The sequence below is a fragment of the Marinomonas alcarazii genome, assembly GCF_003208215.1.
Taxonomy (GTDB): domain Bacteria; phylum Pseudomonadota; class Gammaproteobacteria; order Pseudomonadales; family Marinomonadaceae; genus Marinomonas; species Marinomonas alcarazii.
Window position 1 is genome coordinate 245,199 of record NZ_QKLW01000001.1, and the last position, 16,608, is coordinate 261,806.

A 16,608-nucleotide genomic window follows, 5' to 3' on the forward strand; every position below is an offset into this window, starting at 1 on the left:
AAATTGTTAAGTATTTCTTTGAAACTCAAAATGCCGTATTCTTGCCCGAAAAAAAATAGCTTCAATGTCTTTTTCGTATGGGTTGTGTAAAACCCTAGGTGAAAAAGGTATGGACTGTGATTATTTGCACTCCAACAGTGGCGAGGGGGAGGCACATGAGACAAAGTGTGGTTCAGTTCTTGTCCTAATTGAGAATGTGTGCGGCCCAAGTGGTGGTGCATAGTCAGGTTCTGTGAGAGCCATTTTTTGTTTAATGAGTTTTTTTATTTATGCAGTTTATAACACGCCTTTCACGCTGGGCTTTATCTGGGCCGCGTGCTTGGTTATCCATTATTTTCGTCGTTTTCATCGTTCTGCTGTTTGTTTATAAATCGCTTGTATCATCAACAGAGAATCCTAAAGAGTACCAATTACCTAGCGGTAACACTAAGACGTCCGTTAAGCCTTCTACTGCTAATGCAAAGTCAGATGAAGACACTGATGAAGACAAAGATTACGACTCTTTCGTTACCACTGACCCTTTGCAGCAAGTAGAGGAAGTGACTGCACCTCTTCCTTCTATTAACTACGTTATAAAGCCGGGCGATACGCTGGCGGGTATTTTTGCGCGTCTGGGCTTGTCCCGTGAGTCTTTGTATTCTGTACTGGAGGCTGACCAAGAATATCTTGTTCTTGAGCCATTGCTTCCTAATGATAAGTTTACTTTTAAACTGAATGAAGAAGGTGAGTTAGTAGAGTTAACCCGTCGCCTTGATATAAGTAAAAGTGTGTCATATGTTCGGCACGAAAACGGTGGTTTTAGTTATGATGAACATATCAAGCCCATCACTTACAAACAGGAAACCGTCCACAGTAAAGTGGTCAGTAACTTTTACTTGTCTGCCAAAAAAGCCGGTCTTTCTGATGCCAATATTTTGATTATTCAAGATGTGCTTAAAGGTCGAGTTAACTTCCGTAAGGACCTAAGGGCTAACGACGAATTCAACTTTGTTGTTAAAAAAGGCAGCATAGATGGTGTAAAAGTAGGTGAGGATCAATTAGAAGCGATAGAAATTACCGTTAAGGGTGAAACATACCGTGCTTTTTTACATTCCGATGGTCGTTTCTATGACGAGGCAGGTAACAGTTTAACGCCTGCGTTATTGCGTTGGCCGACACGCAAACACTATCGAATTAGTTCGCCTTTTAATGCTAATCGCTTACATCCAATAACAGGGCACCCAGCGCCTCATAATGGGGTTGATTTGGCAACACCTTCAGGAACCGAAGTGTTGGCTACAGGTGATGGTATTGTGACTCGCGTGGCATCACATAAATACGCTGGTAAATATGTTGTGATCGACTATACCGGCCCTTATGGCTCACGTTATCTTCACTTGAGTAAAATTCTAGTGAAAAAAGGCCAGAAAGTGAAACGTGGTCAAGTTGTTGCCTTGTCTGGGAATACTGGGCGAACCACGGGAGCGCATCTGCACTATGAGCTGCATGTAAGAGGTCGACCAGTCAATCCAATGACAGCAAGTATTCCAACAATGCAATCAATACCCGAGAATACGCGCAGCGAATACAATGCTAATGTTGCTACTTGGATTAGTATGATGGCAGGCAAAACCGATGCAAAAGCGGGTTCTAGTTCAGAGTCTGAAGAATGAAGGTTTGAAAAGCGTTTTTCTGCACCGCTTAACGGTCTGAAATGAGCATATAAAAAAAGGAGCATTTTGATGAAAATGCTCCTTTTTTATTGCTCAACTTTTTATCTTAGAGGTTGATTTATAGGCTCTTTTTGTAGGACTTGTTGCCAACCATAAAGATACCTAAGAACACGACCAAGCCGATGAATTGAATCCATAGATCTAAGTTTGGCCATAGCATCATTAAAGAAGCGGCTAATAGCAAAGCGCGTGGCACTATGGCTAGTTTGTCTTCTAGATAACCTTCCATTGCACCTACCAATGCATACATACCAAAAATAGCAAAGAAAGTGAGACGCAATAGTGTTTCAGAATCGCCACCAATAAGGGGTGTGTAGGCCATTAATAACGGAACAATATACAGACCTTTTGCCAGTTTCCATGCCGTCATACCCGTTCGCATTGGTGGTGTTTTCGCGATCGCAGCCGCGGCAAAAGCGGTTAAACACACAGGAGGCGTCACATTACTATCTTGTGATAACCAGAAGATAATCATGTGGGCTGTTACCAGAATCATCGCAACGCTCTCAGCGCCCAACGCCTGATCCATTAACATGCCTTTAAAGTCATTTGGCACTTGAGCCAACAAGGACTGTGCTTGATCCATCGGCATGCCTTGTGCCAGCGCTGTAATCGCAGAAGGATCGACCAGCATGAAGACGGCATTGGCCGCTTCTGGCAAGCTTCCAGAAACCATCATATCTAGTAACTGACTTTCAGCGATCAGGTTAAATAACGCAGGTGCAGACAGTGTTCCTAAAACAATGTAGGCCGCTGTAACGGGTAATCCCATTCCCAAAATAAGCGATGCAATGGCCACCAAAATTATGGTGTAAAACAAGCTGCCACTAGCCCAGTTGGTAATTAATAACGAGAAAGTATTACCTATCCCTGTTGTACTTATGACGTTTACCACTAAACCAATGCCAACAAGAAGAACGGCTGTTGTTGACATGTTTTTTGCGCCTTGCGCCATAGCATCGAGTATTTCTGCAGGCCCCATGCGATGTTTGCTAGACAAAAAAGACGCTGCAATGACAGCAAGTATGCTGATACCCGCAGCGTAAGTTGGCGTAAAACCTTGTACTAACAGAGTAACCAGAACGGTTAAAGGAACAATATGATGCCAACCGCTTTTTAATACTTGCGACACTTTTACCGCGTCATCACTTTCAGTAGAAATTACTTTGCTACGTTTCGCTTCTACACGAACAAAGAAACCAACAGAAAGAAAATACAGTAAGGCTGGAATAGCAGCGACACCGATGATGGTGACGTAAGATACTTGGGTGTAAGACGCCATAATAAAGGCACCAGCTCCCATGACAGGTGGCATTAGCTGTCCACCAGTAGACGCTGCGGCTTCAACGCCTGCGGCAAAGCGTGCTGGAAACCCTGCTTTGCGCATCAGAGGGATGGTAATAACCCCTGTCGAAACCGTGTTGGCCACAGAAGAGCCAGAAACAGAGCCCATGAGACCAGAGCCAAGTACAGCAACAAATCCTGGCCCGCCAATCATTTTGCTGGCAAGGGATCGAGATAAATCGATGATGAAATCACCGGCACCTGATTTTACTAAAAAAGCGCCGAATAAAATAAACATGAAGACAAAGCTCCATGAAATACGGGAAATAGAGCCGAACATGCCATCGGTACTAAAAAAACTACGATACAGCAGTGTTTCTAGGCTAAGACCTGGGAAGTTAAACATGCCGCCCAGCCAACTTCCCCACAACACAACATAGCTTAAGGCAATAACAATTAGGAAAGGAATAAACCAGCCGCTGGTTCGGCGAATGAGCTCCAATGACAGTAGCACGGCAATGCTAGAAACGATCCAATCTGATGTATTGAATGTCACCCCTCTTGCGTAAAGGGCGTCTTCGAAAAAGATGATGTATAACACCATTCCAATCAGCGCAAGCACGATCGCCCCATCAAAAAACATTGCTATTTTACTGTCTTGCCATTTTGGGTGTGCTGGAATCAGTAAAGCGCATAGCGCACCAAAGCCTGCGAAGTGAAAAGCGGAGACCCACAATTCAGGCAAAGTAGCGATGGTGTTGATGTAAATATGAGCCACAGCGAGAAAAATGGAAATGGTAAAAACAAGTCGGTTTAACCAGAGTCCAGAGCGATGTTTTGTTTCGAAATCTTCAAGATTAATTTCTTGAGAATCGGTTGGTTGAGATGAAGCAGTCATAGACAGGCTACCTTAGATACGTACAGAAACAAATTAAGCAAAGAGGGGTAAAGTGCGCCGTACTAAGTACGGCGCGACAATCTATTGCGAGTAGGTTATTAATTCGCAATCAGACGAGCAGGAATGTTAATACCGCGTTCACGATAGTAACGAGCTGCGCCTGGGTGTAATGGCACAGGCAGACCAGCAATGGCTTTTTCAATAGACATTACAGCGGTTGCTTTGTGAATGGCACTTAAATACCCCAAGTTTTCATATAGGGACTTAGTTAGCTCATAAACATCGTCTTCAGACAAATCGGCACGTGTCGCAAGGAAATTAGGTTGCGCTACGGTGTTGATGTCTTTTGTTTGACCTGGGTAAGTGTTTGCAGGAATAACATAACGAGTCCATAGCTCATAATTGCCATTGGCTTGTTTGATTTGTTCATCAGTGAAGTCCAACACTTTTACTTTGTCACCCATTGATGCGTAAAGGCGTGTCACGGCACTAACAGGTACACCTGCTGGCGTGTTCATACCATCAATGTTGCCATTTTGCATGGCGTCAGCGCTGGCACCATATCCCATGTAAGCGAGAGCAAACTTATCTGGATCAATGTTTAGGCCTTTTAGCTGTTGGCGGCCAGAGCCTTCAGTACCAGAGTTTTTTGTTCCAATTGAGAATTTGTGGTTGGTATTTTCAATGTCTTTTAGGTCAGCCACTGTACCCGTTTTAGCCAAATCTGACTTTAGTACAAAGTGTTCAACGTTTTGCCATAGCATTGATACAGAGCGCAATTCAGTTTGTTTGCCTGAGCTTTCAAATGGGCCTTCACCTTCCCATGCCCATGCACCGTAAAGGCCTTGTAGAATGGCAAATTGCGCTTGGTTTTCACGCAGTAATTTGATGTTTTCGCCTGACCCTGCAGAGCTAATGGCAGAGACAGATAAACCAAATTTTGGCTCTAGTTTGACTTTGCTTAATGTAGCAATAGCAACACCAACTGGGTAATAAGTACCACCTGTTGATGCGGTTGCTAATATATAGTTGCGATCGTCAGCTGCTGATACATTGGTTGCAGAAAGTGCAATCGCCGCAGCGGTTGCGCTAGAAAGAATGGCTTTAGTAACGAATCCCAATTTCATGTTATTTTTCTCCTAATGGGTGGGGTTAGTTGATTTATTGATTGCGATTATCATGCCAAATATTTAAGTTGTTGATATTAAAAGACTATTTTTAATTCTCTCGAGTATTTTTACTTTTTTATACTCATATGCGCTGTTTTTTGCTTATTGTTGACGTTTCTCTGTCGGCAATAAATTGCTTATGATGAGGTCGAGCAATCATCGCTGTTAACATGCTATTTTATTGCTTATTTGATTTTGAATGAGCGAAATATTGCCGATGTATCTGGAAGGGAAATAATGAAACAAAAATCGACTATTCGTGTTGTACTATTTGATTTAGGGAATGTATTGGTAGATCTCGGCGATGTATCAGAAATGCATCGGATGCTGAATACAGAGGGTGAAGAGTCTGATGTATGGCTTAAGTGGTTATCATCACCGAGTGTTGCTGCATTTGATTCGGGGAAGATTTCTTTTGATAAATTTGCACAAGATTTATTGGCAGAAGTGGGCAGCACCATTGATAAGGATGTGTTTAAAGCGTCCTTTAAAGCATGGCCAAAAGGTTTGTTTGCTGGGGCGTTGGAGTTAGTAGACGCGGTTAAACCGGAATATCATCGAGCGGTTTTATCCAACACCAACGCTGCACATTGGCCAAGGCTGATGGATGAAATGGCATTAGCGGATAAATTTCACAGCTATTACGCTTCTCATCAAGTGGGGTTTGTGAAACCGGATGCTGCGATTTATCATCATGTGATTGATCAGCTGCAAGTGGCACCTGAACAAATACTCTTTATTGATGATAATCAGATTAACATTGATGCGGCATGTGCATTGGGTATGAAGGCGCATCGAGTTAAAGGAATTAAACAAGCTCGGCAAGTGCTTGAAGAGTACGGGGTACTAGCTCGTTAGTATCAGGATATTGACACAGGATAGGTTGCAGCCTTTAAGGATGTTATTAAGGTGAAAGCACAGTTGGGGTTAGAGGTTTCTATGCGTACTTTTGATGGACAGTCTTCGATTAGTTATTCTCGAACTCGACCAATGTATCCGGCCGAGCTTTATTATTGGCTTTCTCAGCAAGTGTCTCCATCAAGTGTTGTATGGGACTGTGCTTGTGGGACCGGTCAGGCATCGGTTGATCTTGCTGCGTATTTTGACCGTGTGGAAGCATCGGATATTAGTGAGTCTCAAATCACTGCAGCAACGCCACACCGTAAAGTCAATTATCAGGTGTTTCCTGCTGAGAAGACCCTTTATCCAGATGATTATTTTGATGTGGTGTGTGTGGCTCATGCATTGCATTGGTTTGATTTAGCGTCTTTTTGGTCTGAACTTCGACGAGTCTTGAAGCCTGGTGGCATGTTTGTTTGCTGGGGTTATAACTGGTTGCAAATCGGAGAGGCCGAAGATCGAGCAATTGCGGAAGCCGTCTTACCGCATCTTCAGGATTACTGGCCTGCAGAAAGTCGCTTGTTATGGGAGCAATATCGAAGTATTGAGTTTCCATTTGAATTGATTGATGTGCCAGCATTTGAGCTAAATTGCCATTGGTCAGTGACGCAGACTATAGACTTTATTCGAACGTGGTCTGCTTCTCAGCTACGTATTCAAGAGCATGGGGACGATTTTTTGCTAGAAGCGTCTCCTATTATTCGAGAAGCTTGGTCTAAACCAACTAAAAAGCAGGAAATACGTCTGCCATTTTTTGTAAAAGCAGGACGCTTTTCTTAGACAGGCTGCAAAGCGCGTACATGACAAAGTCTCAATAAGACTAAAGTGGAATAGATCGTAATGCTTGTCTGGTTATAGTAGTTCTGCATCCGAATAACAAATTTAACAATGGAGCGGGTTATGAAGTCATTATATAGCGCAACCTCAAGTGAGGCGGCAAAAAATGCCAATGTGAGTCAAGCAGAGTTTGAAAAACGCTATCAAGAATCGATTGAAAACCCAGATAAATTTTGGGGGGAAGCCGGTAAACGCTTAGATTGGTTTACACCTTATAGCAAAGTTAAAAACACCTCATTTAAGCGTGGTCAGGTTAATATTAAATGGTTTGAAGATGGCGAATTAAACGTCGCGTATAACTGTATAGATCGCCATTTGGCCACCTCTGCAAACAAAGTTGCTTATTACTGTGAAGGCGACAAAGAAAGCGATGACAAAGTCGCGATTACCTATCAGACACTGCATGATGAAGTAGGCCGCTTAGCCAATCTTTTGAAGCGCAAAGGCGTTAAAAAAGGTGATCGAGTAGCGATTTACATGCCAATGATTCCTCAAGCCGTCTACAGCATGTTGGCGTGTGCCCGAATTGGGGCAATCCATTCTGTTATTTTTGGCGGTTTCTCCGCTAATGCAATTGCCGACCGCCTAAATGATTGTGAAGTGAAGCTTGTCATTACCGCCGACGAAGGCCGTCGTGCTGGAAATACGATTCCACTTAAACACAATGTGGATATGGCACTGGATAAGAATGCTTGTCCATCAGTTGAGTCTGTTGTTGTCTATCGCTATACCAACAAAGATGTGCCTTGGGTTGATGGTCGTGATGTGGACTGGGCCGCTGAAGTAGCGAATGAAAGCACTGAGTGCCCAGCAGAACCAATGAATGCTGAAGATCCATTGTTTATTTTGTACACCTCTGGATCGACAGGTAAACCGAAAGGGGTTGTTCATACAACTGGCGGTTATTTAGTGTATGCATCATTGACCCACGAATTGGTTTTTGACCTTAAGCCTGATGATGTTTACTGGTGTGCGGCTGATGTTGGCTGGATTACCGGACACAGCTACATGGTATACGGCCCGCTTGCCAATGGTGCTACAAGTATCTTGTTTGAAGGTGTTCCAACCTACCCAGATTCAGGCCGAATTGGTCGAGTAGTAGACAAATTTGATGTCACTCTTTTGTACACTGCGCCAACGGCAATTCGTGCCTTGATGGCAAAAGGGGATGAAGCAACACGTACCAGTAAGCGTGATTCTTTGCGTATATTGGGCAGTGTTGGTGAACCAATTAACCCAGAAGCGTGGTCTTGGTATTACACTGAAATTGGTAACTCTGCTTGTCCTATCGTAGACACTTGGTGGCAAACCGAGACTGGTGGCATGATGATGACACCACGAATTGTTCAAGGTGATGTGAAACCTGGATCCTGTACTGGACCGTTGTTTGGTGTTCAGCCTGCATTAGTGGATGCTCAAGGCGTCGTACAAAATGCGCAGGGCGTTCAAGTGGAAGGTGGATTGGTTATTACCGATTCTTGGCCGGGTCAAGCTCGTACAGTGTATGGTGACCATGAGCGTTTTGAACAAACTTATTTCAGCACGTTTGAAGGTATGTATTTCACTGGTGATGGGGCGATGCGTGACGAAGATGGCCACTATTGGATCACCGGTCGAATGGATGATGTCTTAAACGTATCTGGTCACCGTCTTGGTACTGCAGAAATCGAGAGTGCTTTGGTGGCGCATCCTTCAGTGGCTGAAGCTGCCATTGTTGGGTATCCGCACGATATTAAGGGGCAAGGTATCTATGTTTACGTGAGTGCGGTTGCTGGTGTCACGCCAGATGAAGACCTCACGAAGGCATTAAAACAGTTTGTTCGCCAAGAAATTGGTCCAATTGCGACGCCTGATCTGATTCAGTGGGCAAGCAAAGGTCTGCCAAAAACGCGTTCAGGTAAGATTATGCGTCGTATTTTGCGGAAGATTGCTGCTAACGAACATGATCAATTGGGAGACACAAGTACATTAGCTGATCCAAGTGTGGTTGATGATTTAATCGAAAACCGTTTAAATGTGTAATCGTTTACATATTTAAAAGGATAAACTGTGATTTCACTTGTTATCGCGGATGATCATCCTTTGTTTCGTAGTGCACTCAGTGGTGCATTACGAGCAGAGATTCAGGGTATTGTTATTGTCGAATCTTTTGACTTAGATTCGACGCTACAATGTTTAAGCGATCTTGATGACCTTGATTTGCTTTTACTGGATTTAAATATGCCGGGCAGTGGTGAGCTTTATGGGTTGATTCGAATTCGTAAAGACTTTCCAGATGTACCAGTAGCTGTGATTTCAGGCAGTGAAGACAGTGAAATGGTTGCAAAAGTCATAGACTCTGGCGCGCTGGGTTTTATCTCCAAAACCAGTGAGCCAGCCACTTATGTACAAGCGATCCATGCTATTTTAGCGGGTGATATTTGGTTACCCGATGATCTTAAGCAGGCTGTGGCTAATCAACCTAAACCTGATTTATCAATGCAAAATAAAGTCGCTGAATTGACTCCTCAGCAATACAAGGTGTTGTGTTATTTGCATGAAGGGTTGTTGAATAAGCAAATTGCCTATGAGTTGTCCATTTCGGAGGCAACGGTTAAAGCGCACATTACCGCCATATTCCGCAAGCTTGAAATTAATAACAGAACGCAAGCGGTATTGGTTGCAAGTGACTTAAAACTACAAATGACGACGGCCTTGAGTTAAGGGTTGTCGTTTTTTTTTGTGTTGGTTTTGCATTCGCAAGGCGAAGGTACCGGATCAATACCGCCTTCGTGCCATGGATGACATTTAGACAGTCTTTTTATTCCAAGATACATTCCTTTAAACACACCATATTGCTCAATGGCTTGAATCATATATTGAGAACAGCTTGGGTAAAATCGGCAGTTATTTCCTAGCAATGGACTGATTAAAAACTGATAGCCTTTTACCAGCACAATAAGTATTTTTTTCATGGTGTATTATCTGTTTTCTGAGTCTTCAATGTCATTTCTATGTAAATAATGACGCCTATTTGATACTGTATTCGAAATATACCACAGAAAAGAATTCACTATGCCAGATCAACATCTTACTTTAGATGCAATGAAGGTCGTCGCTTACCAAGGCGAGCCCGGAGCTTATTCTCATTTAGCGTGTAAACACACTTTTCCCGATTGGAATAGCGTTCATTGCGCCACCTTTGTTGATGCCTTAAATATGGTTGAAAAAGGGGATGCCTATTACGCGATGATTCCGGTGGAAAATTCTACGGCTGGGCGAGTCGAGGAAATTTACCGAGAGTTAAAACGCACTCAGCTGTACGTTGTGAAAGAACATTTTGAACCCGTAAACCACTGTTTGATTGCGCCTCATTCTATGACGATCGATCAAATTACTCGCATAGGCAGCCACCCTCAAGCCTTGGCCCAGTGTGATAGTAATATAAAGGCGTTAGGAGCAAAAAATCAGGCTATGTACGATACCGCAGGCGCGGCCAAGCACATAGCTGAATTTGAAGAACCCGGATTAGCCGTTATATCGTCTGAGCTTGCGGCAGAGCTTTATGGTCTAAAGGTACTAAAAACCCACTTTAATGATTCTGTTGGCAACACGACTCGCTTCTTAGTCTTTGCCCGCCAGCAAAAAATGCCAGTTATGGAAGAAGGCCAAACTTATATAACGTCTTTTATGTTTCGAGTGCGCAATATTCCCGCGGCTTTGTATAAAGCAATGGGTGGCTTTGCGACTCAGGGCATTAACATGTTGAAGCTAGAAAGCTACATGGTGAATGGCAACTTCACGGCGACACAGTTTTATGTCGATGTAGAGGCGCATTTTCAGTCTGCTGCTATGCAAGCGGCGCTTGAGGAGCTGAGTTTTTTCTCTGAAGATGTACGCGTTTTAGGCACCTATTTGGCTGATGAGTATAGGTTAAAGTCATTATGATGCGTTGGTGTTGTGTTGTTTTATCCCTGTCATTGAGTTCAATAGCATGGGCAGAGTTGGATGATATATCATCTTTAACAGGGACAGAGTTGAGCTCATTTGATGATTTTTTTGATAGCATTCCAGTGGTTGTTACCCCATCTAAAATAGCGCAACCAAGAGTCGATGTGTCCTCTACCTTGTCGGTGCTGGATGGTGAGTTTATTCGACGCCTAAATATGCAGTATGTTGAAGATTTACTGCAATTTGTCCCAGGGTTTGCGGTGTTTCCTTATAAAGCATCCAGTCAGAAAATTGTGTCGTATCATGGTACTCAGCTAGAAGAATATCGCCGCATTCAGGTGTTGGTAAATGGACGTTCTGTCTATAGTGCTGGCAAGGCTCGAGTTGAGTGGGCAACTTTACCTCTTAATATTGAAGATGTTTCGCGTGTGGAGGTCAACCGAGGTCCTAATGCGGCGAGTTATGGTATTAACTCATATTTCGCTGTAGTGAACATCATTACACGCTCTCCTTTGGAAACATTGGGAAGCAGTGTTTCTGCTTATTCAGGATCACGAGGTGATTACCGCTTATATGGTCAACACAGTGGCTTGAATGGTGATTGGAGCTACCGAGCATCAGCTTCGACCAGTAATGTAAGTGGATTTGATACAGATAAGGATGGTAATGATCGACATGATGGGCATGGAACGGTCATGGGGAATGTTTTCATTCAAAAAGAAACATCCACTAGTTTCTTTGACCTAGATGTAGGGGCAAATCGTGTCAAAGCTAATATGGATCCTGAAGAGTATGCGGAAGGTTCTTATGATATTAATGATCCGGTACGTGAGGCGAATCGTGAGCACATCAAGCTCAGTTACACTAAGCAAGTCTCGTCCGATCATGAATTAAAATTCCAGTATTACTATGATCAGGCTGAACAAAGTGAGCATCACGATGCCAGATTAACCAGCTCTTTTTATAGTGTGTTTTTTGGTGGTACTAGTAGCGGGGATGTTTATCGATCGTATGACGTGGATTTAGTGGAAACCCGTCAGGATCTGGAAGTGCAAAGCACCTGGGCCGCGAGAGAAAACCTAAAAGTGATCTCCGCATTAGGTTATCGCTTGGATGAAGCCGATTCTGAACACTACTTTTCGGGCGCTGTCAGCGATGAAGTGCTGCGAGCATCTTCAAATTTAGAATATAGAGCAGGTGAGCACTGGGTTTTGAATACTGGGGCCATGCTTGAGCGTAGCCAAATGGGTGGGACATTCTTATCGCCTAAGCTGGGAGCCACCTACAAATTGTCAGAAAATGAGTCCTTTCGATTCAACGCTTCGAACGCGGTGAGAACGCCTGATTTGTCTGATCAATATTTTAAATGGCATTACGTATTGTCGACTGGAGAAAGCTCTTACACGACATACGCTGATCAAGGAGAGAAGGAAGAGAAAATCACCTCGTACGAAATAGGCTATTATCATTATTGGCTTGATCAGGGATTGTCGATGGATGTAAAGCTTTACCATGATTCGGTTCAAGATATGGTATTAAGCAGAAAATACTTTTCTAATGCAGGGTCAGATTCAGCCATTGAAGAGGGTGTGACGGAAGATGTCAGTATTAATGGCTTGGAGCTTGAACTGGATTGGCGTTCACGCTCAGGCGGAATGACTCGGTTCACTTATGCTTATCAAGATACGCAAACGGACAATAGTAAACTGTTGGACTCTACCTCACCGATAATGATGTCATTATTTTCGAGTCAGCCATTAACGGATAAGTTGTTTATTAATGGCTACTATTGGTATGGGAAAGAGTTAAACGGAAGGAACTACGAGTTTGTCAATAGTTGGCTATCTTACAAAATGTCACTAGGTGGCTATTCGACTGCCACGATGGGGTTGGGTTTAGAAGCGCGCTTGGATGGAAACGCTTTGGTTAGCTACCACAATAACTTGGACGAAGACACGTTCTTCTATGTCTTTAGCAACATTACTTTCTAACTCGGATTAATGAAAGAGTGAAACGGATTTTTTGGTTTTTATTGCTGTTTAGCACAATGAAGGTGTCGGCAGCAGTTTATGTGGTTCACAATACTGAAGAGAGTTCGGTGCGTTCTTTGACGTTCCAACTTTCTCGATTATTATCCACCAGTACATCGGTTATCCCTGTGCGACAGTCTGTGTTTGTGCAAAACATTTCAGCACTACAGCCAGAGGATATGATTGTTGCCATTGGCAATAATAGCTTTCGAGAGGCTTGTTCGGTTGCCTCAAAAGGAGCGATTGTTGGGATTTTTATTGGTAAAGAAGAATATTTAAATATTCAGCCTCAGTGCTCTATACCCAGTAGTGCTGTTTTTTCAGGCGCGCCTTTAGAAAAGCGCTTATCATTACTGCAGGCAGTCTGGTTTGACCCCAAGCCACTTATCGTTCTACACAGTAACAATCTTCTTATAGATCAGCAGGGCATGCAGGAACAAGCGAGTGTGTATGGGTTCACGTTTCGCTTTTTGCAAACTGAGGTTGATCAGTTATCTGTGTTAAAAGCAGTGAACTATATTATGGAAGATTCTACGATGATGTTTTCATTGGTCGATTCTCAGCTTTATGAAAACGGAATTGCACAAGACATTTTGAAGCTGCTATTTCATAAACAGAAATTGATGATAGGCCCGTCGTTGGGATTTGTTAAGGCTGGTTCTTTGTTTGCTATTTATTCTGATACCGAAACAAAATTAGACGCTTTGGCGGCTCGTATAAATGGCTGGCAGGCAGAGGGCACACTGTTGGATGCAGTGTACCCAGACCAATTAAGAGTTAGCTTCAATCCCTACCTTATAAAATCTCATGGCATTGTGCTGCCTTCCGCTGCGTATTTAAAAGACCAATATGGACTTTGCTCGGAATCAGCGTGTAACTAGTTAAGAGGTTAAAAAGCGTTTTACTAAGCTGCTAAACGGCACTGGCTTCTCGGCATGAAGCCAGTGTCCAGCTCCTGAGATTATTTTAAAGCTAGCTTGTGGGAAGAGTTTTACAATGGCGTCTTGATAATCTGCCACAATATAGTCTGAATTCTCACCTTTTATGAACAGTGTAGGGATGTTGACCGCTGCGTTTATCTCAGGCTTTTTCAAAATAACTGGGTAGCTGTCTGCAATATTGTGTACAGAAAGATCTAGGCTAAACCCTTGTTCTTTTTTAGTGAGGTTTTTTAGTAAAAACTGTCTTACTCCCAAGCTTGATTCATACTGGCTCAATAATGAGTCTGCTTCTTTTCTAGAGGCTGGTAGAGCTTCATCAATGGCCTTCAAACCGTCCAATATACGAGTATGACTTGGTTCGTAATCGACAGGGGCGATGTCTACCACGATGAGCTTTTCTATCTGTCCTGCTTCAGCGATTGCCGCCATTTGCATGGCAACTTTTCCGCCCATAGAATGACCTAATAGATAGAAGGTGTTTATGTTGTTTGCTTTAGCCCATTCCAGAACAGCGGAAGCCATTTTTGGGTAGCTGGCTTCACTCATACTATCTGACTTGCCGTGGTTTGGAAGGTCGACACAGTGTATTGTAAAGTGCTCGGCTAAGGATTGAGCAATAGAATGCCAGTTATCAGCATTACCAAATAAACCATGGATGACGATAAGGTGAGGTCCTGATGTGCCGTATTGTTTTGCGTTTATCATAGAAACCTTATTAATCTGCGTAAGTAAATGAAATAGATATTGGCAAAGAAAATATGCCAATATTGTAGCAAGTCTTTAAAACCTACGTCCTCATAGAATCAAGGTTGTTTTTGGAATGTTAGATACATTTTTTATTAAAACTCTTAAGCATCCCTTACGTTTAACCGCTTTGCTGATCGATAAGCTGGGCGTAAAGGCCAATTGGATTACTCTGTTTGGTTTTGCTGTGGGTATGATGGTCTTGCCTGCTTTGTATTTTGAGCAAACCTCTCTCGCGTTAGTGTTGGTGGTAATCAATCGTGTTATGGACGGCTTGGATGGCGCCGTTGCTCGTGTGCAAGGGCCTACCGATTTAGGCGGGTACTTGGACATTACCTTGGACTTTATTTTTTATTCGGCGGTGGTGTTTGGCTTTGCTTTGATGAATCCGCTAGATAACGCATTGGCGGCCAGTTTTCTGATTTTTTCTTTTATGGGGACGGGGAGTAGCTTTTTAGCCTTTGCTATTATGGCAGAGAAACGAAATATTGAGCGCTTAGAGTATGGTCGTAAATCTTTGTATTTCGTAGGAGGATTGGCTGAAGGGGTGGAAACTATTGGTTTTCTAATATTGATTTGCTTGTGGCCAAATTACTTTGCTGTATTGGCGTATATTTTTGGTGTGATATGTTGGATAACGACGGTAACCCGAATTTATGCAGGTTACCGTACTTTACGCGATCCCAGTTAGGACTGAGCGATTAGTCGAAAAAAGCGATTTCGATGTCGCTTTTAACGATGGCACAACAGGCTAGTAAATAGCCGCTTTGTACCCACGCTAGAGGCTCGAATGGGTAAATAACATTTCCCCATAAAAGCTTGATGGAGCAAGAAGAGCAGTAACCCTCACGACACTGATATTCAACGTGAATACCTGCACGTTCAAGCTGAACTAATAAAGGCTCCTCCTCGGTCACAAGGATTTGCTTTTTCCCTAAAAGTACACGGTGTACAACTTGCTCTTTTTGCTCCGGCATTGCTTTGTTAGAGGTCGAAGTCATCGAAATCTGAGTCATCTAAACTGTTATCTGTCTGTCCTACTAGGTAAGAGCTGATTTCAGCTTCTTGTGGCGCGACTTGAACATTGTCACTTACCAACCAAGCATTGATCCAAGGGATTGGGTTGTTCTTTGTAGCAAAGTGAGTTTCAAGTCCAATCGCTTGCATGCGAACGTTGGTAATATACTCTACATACTGGCCTAAGATCTGAGCGTTAAGACCGATCATTGAGCCATCTTTAAATAGGTAATTTGCCCATTCTTTCTCTTGTTCAGCCGCTTCAATGAAGATCTGACGTACTTCATTTTGGCATTCTGCTGCAATGACAGCCATTTCAGGATCATCTTTACCCGATGCCATCAGGTTCAACATGTGTTGTGTGCCTGTTAGATGTAAGGCTTCATCACGTGCGATTAGTTTGATGATTTTTGCGTTGCCTTCCATAAGAGTGCGTTCTGCAAAGCCAAAACTGCAGGCAAAGCTAACATAGAAACGAATCGCTTCTAATACGTTGACAGAAGCAATGGTAAGATACAGTGCTTTTTTCAGCTTAGGCATTGATATCTCAATTTCGCCTCTGCCTGGTATATCGAATGTCCCCATCCCCATAGTGTTATATAGGTTGACCATTTCGATAAGACGATCGTAATAGATAGACACGCTGTCAGCGCGTTTCGTAATTTCAGCGTTGGTTACAATGTCGTCAAAAATCTTAGTCGGATCATTTACAATATTACGAATGATGTGCGTGTAAGAACGGCTGTGAATCGTTTCACTGAAAGACCAAGTTTCGATCCATGTTTCTAATTCAGGTAGAGAAACGATTGGTAATAGAGCAACGTTTGGCGAACGACCTTGCACACTGTCTAGCAATGTTTGATATTTTAAATTGCTTAAAAAGATATGCTGTTCATGGGCTTCAAGACGTTGGAAGTCTTTACGATCGGTAGAAAGATCGACTTCTTCTGGGCGCCAGAAAAAAGACAGCTGCTTTTCAATCAGTTTCTCAAAGATTGGGTGCTTTTGCTGGTCATAACGAGCAACGTTGACATTTTCACCAAAGAACATTGGTTCTTTTGTACTATCGAACTGTTTACGGTTAAAAGTCGAGTAACTCATGTCTCAGGGTATTCCTCAAAAGCATAGGGTGTGATGGATAAAAAG

General features: G+C 43.0%; 15 protein-coding genes. 9 read left to right on the forward strand and 6 right to left on the reverse strand.

Annotated elements, in window-relative coordinates; translation table 11 throughout:
• Window positions 1-269 precede the first annotated feature (269 nt).
• Entirely contained in the window at window positions 270-1,652 is a 1,383-nt protein-coding gene (locus DFP75_RS01060; protein ID WP_110571652.1) for a peptidoglycan DD-metalloendopeptidase family protein, read from the forward strand.
• Window positions 1,653-1,770: 118 nt separating this feature from the next.
• Here the strand turns inward: DFP75_RS01060 and DFP75_RS01065 are convergent, their stop codons facing one another.
• Window positions 1,771-3,894, reverse strand: coding sequence for a TRAP transporter permease (locus DFP75_RS01065; protein ID WP_110571653.1), 2,124 nt, complete (start codon window positions 3,892-3,894; stop codon window positions 1,771-1,773).
• 98 nt (window positions 3,895-3,992) lie between these two features.
• Window positions 3,993-5,021 (reverse strand): TAXI family TRAP transporter solute-binding subunit, encoded by a 1,029-nt coding sequence (locus tag DFP75_RS01070; RefSeq protein WP_110571654.1) that lies wholly within the window; start codon window positions 5,019-5,021, stop codon window positions 3,993-3,995.
• Between the two features lie 279 nt (window positions 5,022-5,300).
• Between DFP75_RS01070 and DFP75_RS01075 the strand changes: the two genes are divergently transcribed.
• From DFP75_RS01075 to DFP75_RS01090, 4 genes are all read left to right on the forward strand, one after another.
• Window positions 5,301-5,921: an HAD family hydrolase gene (locus DFP75_RS01075; protein WP_110571655.1), complete on the forward strand. Its 621-nt coding sequence runs from the start codon at window positions 5,301-5,303 to the stop codon at window positions 5,919-5,921.
• Between the two features lie 51 nt (window positions 5,922-5,972).
• A complete protein-coding gene (locus DFP75_RS01080; protein ID WP_245926909.1) occupies window positions 5,973-6,743 on the forward strand; it encodes a class I SAM-dependent methyltransferase in 771 nt (256 codons plus the stop codon).
• A gap of 120 nt (window positions 6,744-6,863) precedes the next feature.
• Window positions 6,864-8,822 (forward strand): acetate--CoA ligase, encoded by a 1,959-nt coding sequence (gene acs / locus DFP75_RS01085; protein WP_110571656.1) that lies wholly within the window; start codon window positions 6,864-6,866, stop codon window positions 8,820-8,822.
• A 27-nt stretch (window positions 8,823-8,849) separates the two neighbouring features.
• Window positions 8,850-9,503, forward strand: coding sequence for a LuxR C-terminal-related transcriptional regulator (locus DFP75_RS01090; protein WP_110571657.1), 654 nt, complete (start codon window positions 8,850-8,852; stop codon window positions 9,501-9,503).
• Here the strand turns inward: DFP75_RS01090 and yidD are convergent.
• Window positions 9,500-9,754: a membrane protein insertion efficiency factor YidD gene (yidD, locus tag DFP75_RS01095; RefSeq protein ID WP_110571658.1), complete on the reverse strand. Its 255-nt coding sequence runs from the start codon at window positions 9,752-9,754 to the stop codon at window positions 9,500-9,502. The two genes, DFP75_RS01090 and yidD, sit on opposite strands and share 4 nt — an antisense overlap.
• Before the next feature lie 100 nt (window positions 9,755-9,854).
• Between yidD and DFP75_RS01100 the strand changes: the two genes are divergently transcribed.
• Genes DFP75_RS01100 through DFP75_RS01110 form a run of 3 tightly spaced genes read left to right on the forward strand, consistent with a single transcriptional unit; the run spans window position 9,855 to window position 13,641 of the window.
• Window positions 9,855-10,727: a prephenate dehydratase gene (locus DFP75_RS01100; RefSeq protein WP_110571659.1), complete on the forward strand. Its 873-nt coding sequence runs from the start codon at window positions 9,855-9,857 to the stop codon at window positions 10,725-10,727.
• Window positions 10,724-12,721, forward strand: coding sequence for a TonB-dependent receptor plug domain-containing protein (locus DFP75_RS01105; protein WP_245926910.1), 1,998 nt, complete (start codon window positions 10,724-10,726; stop codon window positions 12,719-12,721). Before DFP75_RS01100 ends, DFP75_RS01105 begins: the two co-directional genes overlap by 4 nt.
• 56 nt (window positions 12,722-12,777) lie before the next feature.
• Complete coding sequence (locus DFP75_RS01110) at window positions 12,778-13,641, forward strand: hypothetical protein (RefSeq protein WP_245926974.1); 864 nt, start codon at window positions 12,778-12,780, stop codon at window positions 13,639-13,641.
• On the opposite strand, the gene DFP75_RS01115 is transcribed toward DFP75_RS01110, so the two are convergent.
• Window positions 13,642-14,406, reverse strand: a complete 765-nt coding sequence (locus tag DFP75_RS01115; RefSeq protein ID WP_110571661.1) for an alpha/beta fold hydrolase — start codon at window positions 14,404-14,406, stop codon at window positions 13,642-13,644.
• A gap of 115 nt (window positions 14,407-14,521) precedes the next feature.
• Between DFP75_RS01115 and DFP75_RS01120 the strand changes: the two genes are divergently transcribed.
• On the forward strand, window positions 14,522-15,136 hold the full coding sequence (locus DFP75_RS01120; RefSeq protein ID WP_110571662.1) for a CDP-alcohol phosphatidyltransferase family protein: 615 nt from the start codon (window positions 14,522-14,524) through the stop codon (window positions 15,134-15,136).
• A 10-nt stretch (window positions 15,137-15,146) separates the two neighbouring features.
• On the opposite strand, the gene yfaE is transcribed toward DFP75_RS01120, so the two are convergent.
• Together yfaE and nrdB are read right to left on the reverse strand one after the other, a co-directional pair.
• A complete protein-coding gene (gene yfaE / locus DFP75_RS01125; protein WP_342767487.1) occupies window positions 15,147-15,446 on the reverse strand; it encodes a class I ribonucleotide reductase maintenance protein YfaE in 300 nt (99 codons plus the stop codon).
• Entirely contained in the window at window positions 15,430-16,563 is a 1,134-nt protein-coding gene (gene nrdB, locus DFP75_RS01130; RefSeq protein ID WP_110571663.1) for a class Ia ribonucleoside-diphosphate reductase subunit beta, read from the reverse strand. The genes yfaE and nrdB overlap by 17 nt, the downstream gene beginning before the upstream one ends.
• Between the last annotated feature and the right edge of the window lie 45 nt (window positions 16,564-16,608).